Here is a 12264-nt window from a genome sequence, read left to right on the forward strand (position 1 = left end):
CCATGAGGGAAGGCGCGCGCGCGCCGGCGCAGCTGCCGCTGGAGCTTCCGCTCGCGCCGCGTTTCGGCCGCGCGGAGTTTCTGTCCGCGCCGTCGAATGCGGCGGCCCTCGCCATGGTCGAGCGCTGGCCTGACTGGCCGGATCGCATCCTCACGCTCATCGGCCCGCCGGGGAGCGGCAAGAGCCATCTTCTGGCGATTTTCCGCCAGCGCGCGCAGGCGCTGGCGGCCGACCCCGCGAATCTGCCGCCCCTCGCGGCGCTCGCCGCCGCCGCGCCCGCGGCGATCGTCCTCGACGGTCTGGAGGACGTGCGGGACGAAACCGCGCTTTTCCACCTGCTGAATTTCGCGGTGGAGCATCGCGTCTTCGTGCTGATGAGCGCGCGCCGCCTGCGGACGGCGGCGGACATCTCGCTGCCCGATCTTTTGTCACGCTTGCGTCGTGCGCCCGTGGTGGAGATCGGCGCGCCGGACGACGATCTGATGCGGGCGGTGCTCGACAAGCTCTTTCGCGACCGCCAGCTGATCGTGGAAGCGCCGGCGCTCGCTTATGCGGCTTTGCGTCTGGAGCGTTCTCTCGACGCCGCGCGCGCTTTTGTCGCGGCGCTGGATCGCGAGGCGCTCGCCCGCGGCCGGCCGGCGACGCGGGCCTTGGCCGCTGAAGTTTTAGAGGCTTTCGCCGTCCCGGATGGCGGAAGAGAGGATTGACCAAGGCCGCTTTTCGTCCTGCCGGCTTTGTCGCCATTGTGGCAATATGGGGAAAACGGGACAGCGGGCATGACAGCCAATATGAGAGAGAATGCCGCGCGCGGCGCGACCGAAATCGAGGCCGCCGCCATAGAGGTGATGGACCCCGCAGGCGAGATTCTGGAGCATCCGGAGGAACTTGCGGCCTCGCCGCGGCGTTTCATCAACCGGGAGCTTTCCTGGCTGGAATTCAACCGCCGCGTTCTGGAGGAGGCGTCCAACAGGCGCCATCCGCTGCTCGAGCAGCTACGATTCCTCTCCATTTCCGCCAATAATCTCGATGAATTCTTCATGGTGCGCGTCGCGGGCCTGCGCGGACAGATCCGCTCGGGTCTCACAGCCGTCTCTCAGGACGGGCTGACGCCGGCCGAGCAACTCGCCAAGATCAACGAGCGGGTCGTCCTCCTTACCAACGAGCAGCTGCGGCGCTGGCGCGAGCTGCGTCGCGAGATCGAGGAGGTCGGCATTGCGATCGTCGAGCCCGCCGATGTTTCCAAGGCGGACCGGGAATGGCTCGAAGACCACTTCCTCAACCGCATCTTCCCGGTGCTGACTCCGCTCGCCGTCGATCCGGCGCACCCTTTCCCCTTCATCCCCAATCTCGGTTTCACGCTGGCGCTGGAGCTCGTGCGGCCCGGAGACCGCAAGACGCTTCAGGCGCTGGTGCGTCTGCCGCCCAAGATCGAACGCTTTGTGCATCTGCCCAATCCCGCCGGCGGGCGCGAGCGTTACATGCTGCTGGAAACGCTGATTGCGATGAACGCGCAGCGGCTCTTTCCCGGCTATCTGCTGCGCGGGCAGGGGCTCTTCCGCGTGATCCGCGACAGCGATCTCGAAGTGGAGGAAGAGGCCGAGGATCTCGTTCTCTTCTTCGAGACCGCGCTGAAGCGCCGGCGCCGCGGCTCCGTGATCCGGCTAGAAGTCGCCGCCGACATGCCTGAATCGCTGCGCGCCCTCGTCGCCGACGAGCTGGAGGTCGAGCCGAGCGAGACCTTCGAGATTGACGGCATGCTGGCGCTCAACGATCTTTCCGAACTCGTCGCGCTCGACCGGCCAGATCTGAAGTTCAAGCCCTATAACCCGCGCTTTCCCGAGCGCGTGCGCGATAATGGCGGGGACTGTTTCGTCGCTATCAAGCAGAAGGACCTCGCGGTCCATCACCCTTACGAATCCTTCGACGTCGTTGTGCAGTTTTTGCAGCAGGCGGCGCGCGATCCCAATGTCGTCGCGATCAAGCAGACGCTTTATCGCACCTCCAACAACAGCCCCATCGTGCGCGCGCTGGTCGAGGCCGCCGAGGCCGGAAAATCCGTCACCGCGCTCGTGGAATTGAAAGCGCGCTTCGACGAGGAGGCCAATATCCGTTGGGCGCGCGATCTGGAGCGCGCGGGCGCGCAGGTCGTCTTTGGCTTCATCGAGCTCAAGACGCACGCCAAGCTCTCCATGGTCGTGCGTCGCGAAGGGTCGGGGCTCGCCACCTACTGCCATATCGGCACGGGCAATTATCATCCGGTGACGGCGCGCGTTTATACGGATATTTCTCTATTCACCGCCGATCCCGCGATTGGTCGCGACGTCTCGCGCATCTTCAACTACATTACGGGCTATGCCGAACCGGCCGGCCTCGAGCGCATGGCCGTCTCGCCGATTTCGCTGAAGCAGAAGCTGATCGAGCACATCGAGCAGGAGATCGAATTCGTCAAGGCGGGCAAGCCCGGCGCTATCTGGCTGAAGTGCAATGCGCTGGTCGATCCGGAAATCATCGACGCGCTATACATGGCGTCGCGGGCGGGGGTCTCCATCGACTGCGTCGTGCGCGGCATCTGCTGCCTGCGACCGGGCGTGAAGGGCCTTTCCGAGAATATCCGCGTCAAGTCGATCGTCGGGCGCTTCCTCGAACATGCGCGCGTCTATGCGTTCGGCGGCGGTCACAAGCTGCCCCATCCGCGCGCGCACGCCTATATTTCCTCGGCCGATCTGATGCCGCGCAATCTCGACCGGCGCGTCGAGGTGCTGATGCCCATCGCCAATCCAACCGTGCATCAGCAGTTGCTCGATCAGATCATGCTCGCCAATCTCATGGACAATGAGCAGAGCTATCGCGTGCTGCCGGACGGCTCCTCGCAGCGCATCACGCCCGGAGAAAATGAGGAGCGTTTCAACGCGCATCAATATTTCATGACCCATCCGAGCCTTTCGGGGCGCGGCAAGTCCCTCAAGGACTCGCGCCCGCGCTCGCTCCTGAAGCGCAAGCAAGATGCTTGAACGATTCCTGCGTTCGCGCCCGGTCGAACAGCCCGCGCCCAGCGCCGTGCGCCCGGTCGCCATCGTTGACATTGGCTCCAACTCCGTGCGTCTCGTCGCCTATCAGGGGCTCTCGCGCGCGCCGACGCCCATCTTCAACGAAAAGGCCATGTGCGGCCTCGGCAAGGGCGTGGTGACCACGGGCCGTCTGCCGGAAGAAGGCGTGGAAAAGGCGCTGAAGGCGCTGCGCCGCTATCGCGCCTTGTGCAGCATGATGGGGGTTCTCGACATTGAAGTGATCGCCACGGCCGCGGCGCGCGACGCGCAGAACGGGCCGGCATTTCTGGACGCCGCGCGCGACGCCATCGGCCGGGAGATCAGCCTGCTGCCCGGCCGGCGCGAGGCCGAGCTGTCGGCGCTCGGGATCGTCTCCTCCATTCATCAGCCGGATGGCGTCGTGGGCGATCTCGGCGGCGGCTCGCTCGAACTCATCGACGTGAAGGGCGACGCGCTCGGCAATGGCGTCACCCTGCCGCTCGGCGGGCTGGCGCTGATGGACGCCTCGCGGCGCTCGCCAAGGGAGGCGACGCGCATCGCCCGCAAGGCCATCGCGGGCGCCAAGCCCCTGGAACAGCTCAAGGGCCGCACCTTCTATGCGGTGGGCGGCACCTGGCGCTCGCTGGCGAAGCTGCACATGCGCCAGCGTAACTATCCGCTCGGCGTGATGCACAATTACCGCATCCAGACTGGCGAAGCGGCCGATTTCGCGGCGCTCGTCGAACACATCGACAGCGCGGCGATCGAGGACATCGACGTGGTGTCGGCTGCGCGCCGGCCGTTGCTCGCTTACGGCGCCGTCGTCCTCGACGAAATCATCCGCCGCGCCAAGCCGCGCGAGATCGTGATTTCGGCCGCCGGCGTTCGCGAGGGCGTCCTTTTCGAACGCCTCTCCGAGAGCGAGCGCAGGATCGACCCGCTGCTCTCCGCCTCGCGCGAACTCGAAGGCACGTTCGCGCGCGCGCCGGGCTATGGCGATGAGCTGATCGCCTGGACCGACGCCTTCATGGAGTCGAGCGAGATCGACGAAACGCCTGAAGAAAAGCGCCTGCGCCATGCGGCCTGCCTGCTGTCCGACATCGCCTGGCGCGCCCATCCCGAATATCGCGCCGAGCGGGCGATGAATATCGTCACGCAGGGGCCTTTCGTCTCGGTCGATCATCCGGGCCGCGCCTATCTCTCGCTCGCCATCGTCATCCGTCACGAGGGGCCGGAGGGGGGCGCGGGAATCGGCATGGTGCGCAGCCTGTTGACGACGCGGCTCTTCGCGCGCGCCCGCATCCTCGGCGCCGCCATGCGCGCCGCCTATCTGCTGTCGGCCTCGATGCCGGGGGTCCTGCCGCGAACCAGCATGAGGCTGCGCAGGGGAATGCTGGCGCTGACGCTGCCGGCCGATTACGCCGATCTGGCCAGCGATCGCGTGCTCAGTCGCCTCAAGACGCTCGGAAGATTGCTTGGCGCCGACGCGGCGATAGAAATCGCGGGCTAGCAGCGCGGACCGAGAAAAATTCGCCCGGCGAAAGATGCGCCGGGCGAGATTCCGCAAGTCGCCTCAGGCCGCGGTGCGTCCGAGCACGTCAGCGCGCACCGAACCGGCAAGCGCGGCCACTTCCTTCACTTCGTTCTCCGGAACGCCGAGCTCGCGGAGCGTGCTGTTCAGGTTCTCGATGACTGCGTCGACGTGAGAGTCGTTGAGACCCTTTTCGACGAGTCGCTTGTGCGCATTGCGCATGTCGAGGCCGGTGTATTCGTTCGGTCCGCCAAAGGCCATGGTCAGAAAGGACTTCTGCTTGGCGATCTGCTGGTCCATGTCGACGCCGTCAAAGAAGGGCGCGATACGGCTGTCCGCCAGCACTTTGCGATAAAACAGCTCAACCGCCGCATCGACGGCCTTTTCGCCGCCGAGACGCTCATACAGGCTCGTCATAGAACCCCCTCATGTCTGTTTTGGAACGACACGAGGCTAGTGCTTGTCCTTGACGGCTTCAATGGCCAACAGATGAAAACCTAATAGAACCAGTAAGTTTCGCGCAAGGCAGCGCTCCGCTCGCCCCCTCGTGTCCCGCATGCGCCTCCAGCCGGGCATGACACGAGCGCCAAGCGCGGACGCCCCTCCACATGGGCGAGGCAAACGCATTGCCGGCTATCCGGCGTTTAAAAAATCAGTTGGAGGCTGAAGCCTCTGCGGGGGCTTCGACGACGCCATCTCCCGAGCGGGGCCGGGGCGCGCTTTCCGCCTCGGCCTCTTGCCAGTCGAAGGTGACGACCTTGCCATTCTCGACGGCGAGCGCCAGCCGACCGCGTTTCAGCTCAAGCGCCTTTTCGCCGAAAATGGTCCGCCGCCAGCCCTTGAGCGCGGGCACGTCGGCACGGTCGTCGCCGGCGATGGCTTCGAGGTCCTCGACGGTGGCGATCATTTTCGCGGCGACGCCGGTCTGCTCCGTCACCTGCCGAAGCAAAACCTTCAGAAGTTCCACTGTCGCGCCGTTCGAGCCGCGCCTTTCGCGCTCGATGCGCGGGACGCTGCCGGGATCACGGGCGAGGCCGCGCTCAACGGCGGCGAGAATCTCCGCGCCGGCGCGCGAGCGCTCCATACCCTTGGGGAAGGAGCGGAGATTGGCCAGCGCCTCCGCGTTCTTGGGCGCCGACTGCGCAATCTCGATCAATACGTCGTCCTTGAGCACGCGCGACCGCGGCACGTCCCGGCTCTGCGCCTCGGCCTCGCGCCACGCGGCGAGCTCCATGAGCACGGCGAGGTCGCGGGGCTTGCGGGCGCGATGGCGCAGCCTTTCCCAGGCATTGTCCGGATGCTGCTCATAGGTCGCGGGCGAGGTGAGCGTCTCCATTTCGTCGGCGAGCCAGTCGAGCCGGTTCGAACGTTCGAGCCGAGCCTGGAGCGTGGCGTAGATGTCGCGCAGATAGGTGACGTCGGCGATGGCGTATTCGATCTGCGCGGGCGACAGCGGGCGGCGCGACCAGTCGGTAAAGCGCGAGGATTTATCGAGATTTGCGCGGGTGATCGCCTTGACCAGCTCCAGATAGGAGGCCTGTTCGCCGAAGCCGCAGACCATGGCGGCGACCTGGGTGTCGAAGAGGGGCGTCGGAATCAGGCGCGCCAGCCGCCAGATGATTTCCAGATCCTGCCGGGCGGCGTGGAAAACCTTGACGACCTCCTTATTCGCCATCAGCGCGAAAAAGGGAGAGAGGTCGATTCCCTCGGCAAGGGCGTCGATTGCAACCGCCTCCTGCGGCGAGGCGATCTGGATGACGCAGACCTTCGGCCAAAAGGTGGTTTCCCGCAGGAATTCGGTGTCCACCGTCACGAAGGGGTGGCGCGAAAACCGGTCGCAGACGGCCGCAAGCTCATCGGTGGTGGTCAACAGGCTCATTGAAATGCAGTTTACCCAGTTTCGCCCTGAGGCAGAAGCATTTTTGACATTATGCCGTACGTTCGACAAGAACAGCGGTGCCGTAGGCCAGCACCTCGGTCACGCCGTCCATGATCTCATTGGCGTCGTAGCGCATCCCGATGATCGCGTTAGCGCCTCCCTGCGCGGCGTGTTCGCACATGTGGTCGAAAGCCTCCTGCCGCGCGGTTTCCGCCAATTCGACATAGACCGAGAGCTTGCCGCCGAAGACGCCCTGCAGGCCGCCGACGAAATTTCCGACGACGGATCGGGACCGAACCGTGATGCCGCGCACAAGCCCAAGATGCTGAACGATACGATAACCCGCGATCTCGTTCGTCGTCGATACGATCATGAAGGCCCCCGCCCGACGCTCCGGCGAATCGCCGGGCTCTCCCTAGCGTAACCGGGCTGTCCCCATGCGCAAAACGCGGGAAAATTGCGGTTGCTCCGCGCCGCCGGGCGAGTAGGATCGTCCCGCCACTCTTTATCTTCACGGAGCCTATCCGACACATGGTCGCCTCGTCTCGCAGCGCCGCTTTCGCGGCGGCATTGATTTTATGTGTGGGCTCCTCGCAGGCGCTGGCCGCCCATTCCGCCGGCGTCAGCCCCGGCTGGAAGCTGTGCCGCTCCAGCAATCCCGACGAGCGCATCGCCGGCTGCACGCAGGTGATCGAGGCGATCGACAAGGAATCCAAGCACAATCAGCTCGCCGCCTACGTCAATCGCGCCGGCGCCTATCAGGCGAAGGGCGATTACGCCCACGCCATCGAAGATTACGGCAAGGCGCTCGAGGTCGAGCCGGGATCGGCGGTCGTCTTGCTGGCGCGCGGCGCGGCTCATCACGCAAAGGGCGATCTCGACGCGGCGATCGCGGACTATGATCAGGCGATCGCCCACGACAAGAAGAACGCCGCCGCTTTCATGGCGCGCGCCTCGGCCTGGCGCGCCAAGGGCGACGCCGAAAAGTCGCTCGCCGATATCGACGAGGCTGTGAAGCTCGACGGCAAATCCGCCGCGCCGCTCGCCGCGCGGGCGAATTATTACCATGCAAAGGGCGATCACGCCCGCGCCATCGCGGATTACGCCGAGGCCCTGAAGCGGGACCCGAAGCTCGTGCCGGCGCTGATCGGGCGGGGCGGCTGCTATTACGCCAAGGCCGATTACGACAAGGCGCTCGCCGACTTCGAGGCGGCCGCGAAACTCGATCCGAAAAATGCGACCGCCTTGCTCAACCGCGCCAACGCCTGGCGTGGCAAGAAGGATTTCGAACGCGCCAAGGCGGATTACGCCGCCGCTTTGGCGTTGAAGCCCGACCTCGCCGCCGCCAAGAAGGGCGAGGAGGACATGGCCAAGATCCTCGCGAAGAAAGCCGCGGGCGGCGGGCCGGCGCCCGACGCCGCGCCTGCGGCGGTCGAGCACGAGCACTGAGGCGCCGGCGTCACTCAGGCGACGCGGAGCCCTGCAAACAGAATGCCCGCGCCGGACGCGGGCATGCCACCCGCCGCTTTACAACGCTTCAGCGGCGGCCAGCACCTCCTCGGCGTGGCCAGGCACTTTCACCTTGCGCCAGATTTTCGCGATTCGTCCTGACGGGTCGATGAGGAAGGTGGAACGTTCGACGCCCATATATTTGCGGCCGTACATGCTTTTTTCGACCCATACGCCATAGGCGGCGAGCGTTTCCTTGGTCTCGTCGGCGGCCAGCGGCAAGGTCAGCTCGTATTTGTCGCGGAACTTGTCGTGGCTCTTGGGCGAATCGGGCGACATGCCGACGACGACGGTTTTCGCCTTGGCGAACTTGTCGCGCAAAGCGTTGAATTCGATAGCTTCTTTGGTGCAGCCCGAGGTGTCGTCCTTCGGGTAGAAATAGAGCGCCACCTTTCTGCCCGCAAATGAGGCGAGCGAGACGGTCTCGCCTCCGGCGCCGGGGAGGGCGAAGGCTGGCGCCGGATCGCCCTCCGCGAGGGCAGGGACCGCGGCGGCCGTTTCGCTCTTAACCGCCGCCTGTTTCTCGGTTTTTACCTTTGGCTTGGCGTCAGATTTCGCCGCCGCCGGTTTGCTGCTTGCCGCTTTCGTCGCCATTGCGCCTTCCTTTCGTCGCAACCGCAATTAAAATTGAGCTGAACAATGCAGGGATGGCGCCGCCCGGCAAGTGCGCCGCTCGACAGGCAAGCGCCATTTATGGGCGACTCGAGCCCATTAGCGAGGATTTTTGACCGACCAAAGAGGGCGCGAGGATCGCGGGGATCGGCTGGGCTTCGATGCGCGGCCGCCGAGAAACCGTGCGCATGGCTCGTGGCCGGGGAACTCATGGCCGGGGGGCTCGGGCGATCTTCGCGGCTCGCGATGGCTGCGTGGGCTCGCCTTTGGCGGCATCGCCGCGCTGGCGCTGCTGTGCGTGGCGCTCGGCGTCTTCTTCGCGATGCTGTCGCAGGGACCGATCAGCCTCACATGGCTCACGCCGCGCATCGTTGCGGCGCTCGACGAGCGTTTCGCCGGTCAATTCGCCTTCCAGCTCCGCGGCGCGTCTCTCACGAATAGCGATAGCGGGCCGACCCTCTCCGTCGACGACCTCGTCGTGAAGGAGAGTGGGCGCGCCGTCCTCGCGGCGCCGCGCGCCGTGCTGTCGATCGACTGGCCCTCGCTGCTGCTCGGCCACATTAAGCCGCGCCGCCTCGAGGCGCTGGATCTCGACCTCAGGCTCTCGCTTCAGGCGGACGGGACGATGGCCTTTTCGGCTGGCGCCGACCCCCTCACGACGCCGAAAATCGCTCCCCCGGCGGCCTCGGCTGCCCCTGCGCCGGCAATGGCTCCCGAGCGCGTGGCGCTGCTCAAGACCGGCGCGGCCGCGCTGCGCAGCCTCATGGACTTTGCGACGAGCCCCAACAGCCCGGTGGGAACGCTCGACCGCCTCGGCCTGCTGCAGGGGCGGCTCACGATCGACGACCGCACGGTCGATCGCGTCATCGTGTACAAGGACGTTGCGATCAGCCTCACCAAGAGCGAAGAGGCCATGCGCTTCAGCCTTGCCGCGACCGGCCCCTCCGGGCGCTGGACCGCCACGGCGGCCGCCAGGGGCGCGCCCGGCCAATCCCGCTCCTTCGTCGCCCGCGTGCGCGACCTGAGGATCGACGAAATCGCGCTGATCGGCGGTTTCCGCACGACAGGCTTCGACACGGACGCGCCGCTCGGCGTGGACATGAGCTTTTCTCTCTCCCGCGACGACATCGTGCTCGACGCCAAGGGCGCCTTCGAGATCGGCAAGGGTTTCTTCCGTCTCGACGAGCCGGATCACGAGCCGGTGATGATCCAGCGCATCGCCGGACAGGCGGCCTGGAGTCGGCACGAGCGCAAGGTCGTGATCGCCCCGCTCCAGTTCAAGGCCGGCGGATTCGACATGGCGCTCGCGGGCGAGGCGGCGCCGCCCGCGGAGTTGCCGCCCGGCGCCGATCCGGGGGCCGACGCCTGGATGATCGCCCTGCGCCTCGTCAAGCCGACGCAGATCACGCCCGAGCGCGCGGGCGAGATGACGGTTCCGATCGAGGAGGGCCAGCTCGAGGCCCGCCTGATGGCCGGGCAGGGGCGGGTGCTCGCCGACAGATTCGCCTTCTCCGGCCCCGATCTGCGGGTGGCGGCGACGGGGGCGCTGATCTACCGGGGCGAAACACGGGTTTCCTACACGCTTGATGTCGAGGACACGCAGATCCGCGCGCTCTCACGGCTCTGGCCGACGCATGTGGCGGCCGGAGTGCGGACCTGGTTCGTCGATCATGTGCCGGCTGGCGTTATCCGGCGGGCGCATGGGGCCGGCGCCTTCGACGACGCCGCGCTCACGGCCATGCGCTACGAGCGCCCCCCGCCGGATGACTCGGTCGAGGTCACGGGCGAAATCGTCAACGCCAGCGTCGTCGAGGTGCTGCCGGGCATGGCGCCGCTCACCGGGATCGACGGGCGGCTGCGCATCACGGGCCGCACCTCTTCTTTCGACGCGTCCTCCGGCGCGCTCGAACCGGCGCCCGGCCGCAAGCTCGCAATCGAGCAGGGACGTTTCTCGGTTGCCGACAACGCGCTGCGTCCGACTCCCGCCGTACTCGATCTGAAGGTCGCGGGCAGCGTGGAGGCCGTGGCGGACGTTCTCGCCATTCCCGCCATCGCGAGCCATGCGTCCATTCCGGTGGACCCCGGAGCCATCAAGGGCCAGATCGACGGCCGGCTGAAGATCGACTTCGAGATCGGCGAGAAGGCTCGCGACGAGATGACGACTTTCGCGATCGACGCGACGGCGAGCAATCTCGTCATCGAGCGGCTCATCGGCAAGGAACGGCTCGAGGGGGCGACGCTGCGGGTCCTTGCAGACCGCTCTGGCCTCCAGGTGAGCGGCGGCGGCCGAATCTATGGCGCGCCGGCCACGCTCGACGTGAGGCGCGGCTTCGGGGAGACGGGCCCGGCGCAGGCGCAAGTGACCTTCACCTTCGACGACGCGGCGCGCCAGCGCGCGGGCTACGCCATGGGGGGCGTCGCCGGCCCCGTGTCGGCCGTCGTCAAGACGCCGCTCCCGGTCGAAGATCTCAACGCTCACATCGAGCTCGACTTCACGCGGGCCGTCTTCGACAATCCCATCCCCGGCATGACGAAGCCCGCCGGGCGGCCGGCGCGGGCGTCTTTCATGCTCGTGAAGCGTGGCGACGGCATCGCGCTCGACCAGTTCAGCTTCGAGGCTGGCTCCGCGCAGGCGCAGGGATTGATCGAACTGTCGAAGGAAGGCGCGCTGCGCGGCGCGCGGCTGGCGCCGGTGCGGCTCTCGCCGGGCGACGACATGCGGCTCGACATTTCGCGCGTCGGAGACGCGATCAAGGTCGTCGCCCGCGGCTCGAACTGGGACGCGCGGCCGATGCTCGGCTCGCTCATTCGCTCGGGGGCCGACAAGCCGCTCTCGGGCGTCGGGAAAAGCTCGGGCGACGACATCGACCTCGAGTTCAAGTCCCCGATCGTCACCGGCCATGGAAAGCAAATTCTCTCCAATGTGGATTTCAGGCTTTCGAGCAAAGGGGGGCGGCCGCGCTTCGTGTCGCTCACGGGCTCGTTCGGCCGCGAGCAACTGGCGGTGGCGCTGTCGCGCGGCCAGAACAGCAATCCGATGATAGAGATCTCGACCAATGACGCTGGCTCGCTTCTGGCTTTCGTCGATATCTACCGGAAGATGGAAAGCGGCGTGCTGAACGCCAATGTCGAGCTCGGCCAGAACGGCGCCGAGGGCATGATTCGCGTCCGCGACTTCTTCCTCAAGGGCGAGCCGACGATTCGCCAGCTGATGGCGCAGGGCGGCGTGCAGCGCGCGGACGATCGAGGCAACATTCGATTCGATCCCGACTCCGTGCGTATCGGCCGATTGCAGTCGGGCTTCACCTGGTCCGGGGGGCGCCTCTCGGTGCGCGAAGGCGTGATGTCGGGGCCGGAAATCGGCATGACCTTCGACGGCTTCATCGACTTCCCCCGCGACCGCCTCGACCTCGCGGGCTCTTATGTGCCGGCCTATGCGCTGAACAGCCTGCTCTCGAACATCCCGGTGCTCGGCTTCGTGATCGCCGGCGGCCAGCACGAGGGCATTTTTGCGCTGAGCTACAGACTCACGGGATCGCTCTCGTCTCCGGTCGTGAACGTCAACCCGCTTTCGGCCATCGCGCCGGGGATGATCCGCAAGATCATGGGCGTCCTCGACGGAACGACCCGGCTGCCGGACAGTGGCCGCCAATAAAGCTCTGGCAAAGCCGTTGTAACGGCTCCGCTTTTATTTCTGTGGACTCTAT

At 66.3% G+C, this 12264-nt stretch carries 9 protein-coding genes; 5 read left to right on the plus strand and 4 right to left on the minus strand.

Annotated features, from left to right (window positions below; genetic code table 11):
- Positions 1-2: 2 nt before the first annotated feature.
- The 3 genes from WOC76_RS09795 (at position 3) to ppx (ending at position 4536) form a co-directional block, all read left to right on the plus strand.
- Entirely contained in the window at positions 3-707 is a 705-nt protein-coding gene (locus WOC76_RS09795) for a hypothetical protein (RefSeq protein WP_341107234.1), read from the plus strand.
- A 69-nt stretch (positions 708-776) separates the two neighbouring features.
- Positions 777-3011, plus strand: coding sequence for an RNA degradosome polyphosphate kinase (locus WOC76_RS09800; protein ID WP_341107232.1), 2235 nt, complete (start codon positions 777-779; stop codon positions 3009-3011).
- On the plus strand, positions 3004-4536 hold the full coding sequence (gene ppx, locus WOC76_RS09805; RefSeq protein ID WP_341431395.1) for an exopolyphosphatase: 1533 nt from the start codon (positions 3004-3006) through the stop codon (positions 4534-4536). The genes WOC76_RS09800 and ppx overlap by 8 nt, the downstream gene beginning before the upstream one ends.
- A 63-nt stretch (positions 4537-4599) precedes the next feature.
- Here the strand turns inward: ppx and WOC76_RS09810 are convergent, their stop codons facing one another.
- The 3 genes from WOC76_RS09810 to WOC76_RS09820 all read right to left on the minus strand — a co-directional run bounded on the left by WOC76_RS09810 (position 4600) and on the right by WOC76_RS09820 (position 6809).
- Positions 4600-4974, minus strand: coding sequence for a group I truncated hemoglobin (locus tag WOC76_RS09810; RefSeq protein WP_341107231.1), 375 nt, complete (start codon positions 4972-4974; stop codon positions 4600-4602).
- A 235-nt stretch (positions 4975-5209) separates the two neighbouring features.
- The gene (gene rnd / locus WOC76_RS09815) at positions 5210-6436 is read right to left on the minus strand and encodes a ribonuclease D (RefSeq protein ID WP_341388166.1); all 1227 of its coding nucleotides are present in this window, start codon (positions 6434-6436) and stop codon (positions 5210-5212) included.
- A gap of 49 nt (positions 6437-6485) precedes the next feature.
- Entirely contained in the window at positions 6486-6809 is a 324-nt protein-coding gene (locus WOC76_RS09820) for a YbjQ family protein (protein ID WP_341107229.1), read from the minus strand.
- Positions 6810-6967: 158 nt separating this feature from the next.
- Here WOC76_RS09820 and WOC76_RS09825 point away from each other — a divergent pair, with 158 nt between their 5' ends.
- Positions 6968-7885 (plus strand): tetratricopeptide repeat protein, encoded by a 918-nt coding sequence (locus tag WOC76_RS09825; protein WP_341107228.1) that lies wholly within the window; start codon positions 6968-6970, stop codon positions 7883-7885.
- A 78-nt stretch (positions 7886-7963) separates the two neighbouring features.
- Here the strand turns inward: WOC76_RS09825 and WOC76_RS09830 are convergent, their stop codons facing one another.
- Positions 7964-8539, minus strand: coding sequence for a peroxiredoxin (locus tag WOC76_RS09830; RefSeq protein WP_341431396.1), 576 nt, complete (start codon positions 8537-8539; stop codon positions 7964-7966).
- Between the two features lie 130 nt (positions 8540-8669).
- Between WOC76_RS09830 and WOC76_RS09835 the strand changes: the two genes are divergently transcribed.
- The gene (locus tag WOC76_RS09835) at positions 8670-12212 is read left to right on the plus strand and encodes an AsmA-like C-terminal region-containing protein (protein ID WP_341431397.1); all 3543 of its coding nucleotides are present in this window, start codon (positions 8670-8672) and stop codon (positions 12210-12212) included.
- The last annotated feature ends 52 nt before the right edge of the window (positions 12213-12264 follow it).

This window comes from Methylocystis sp. IM3, from assembly GCF_038070105.1.
Lineage (GTDB): Bacteria > Pseudomonadota > Alphaproteobacteria > Rhizobiales > Beijerinckiaceae > Methylocystis.

Coding starts and splice junctions, on each gene's coding strand:
- WOC76_RS09800 (WP_341107232.1), top strand. CDS start 777: ATGACAGCCAATATGAGAGAGAATGCCGCGCGCGGCGCGACCGAAATC.
- rnd (WP_341388166.1), bottom strand. CDS start 6,436: ATGAGCCTGTTGACCACCACCGATGAGCTTGCGGCCGTCTGCGACCGG.
- WOC76_RS09830 (WP_341431396.1), bottom strand. CDS start 8,539: ATGGCGACGAAAGCGGCAAGCAGCAAACCGGCGGCGGCGAAATCTGAC.
- WOC76_RS09825 (WP_341107228.1), top strand. CDS start 6,968: ATGGTCGCCTCGTCTCGCAGCGCCGCTTTCGCGGCGGCATTGATTTTA.
- WOC76_RS09795 (WP_341107234.1), top strand. CDS start 3: ATGAGGGAAGGCGCGCGCGCGCCGGCGCAGCTGCCGCTGGAGCTTCCG.
- WOC76_RS09810 (WP_341107231.1), bottom strand. CDS start 4,974: ATGACGAGCCTGTATGAGCGTCTCGGCGGCGAAAAGGCCGTCGATGCG.
- WOC76_RS09820 (WP_341107229.1), bottom strand. CDS start 6,809: ATGATCGTATCGACGACGAACGAGATCGCGGGTTATCGTATCGTTCAG.
- ppx (WP_341431395.1), top strand. CDS start 3,004: ATGCTTGAACGATTCCTGCGTTCGCGCCCGGTCGAACAGCCCGCGCCC.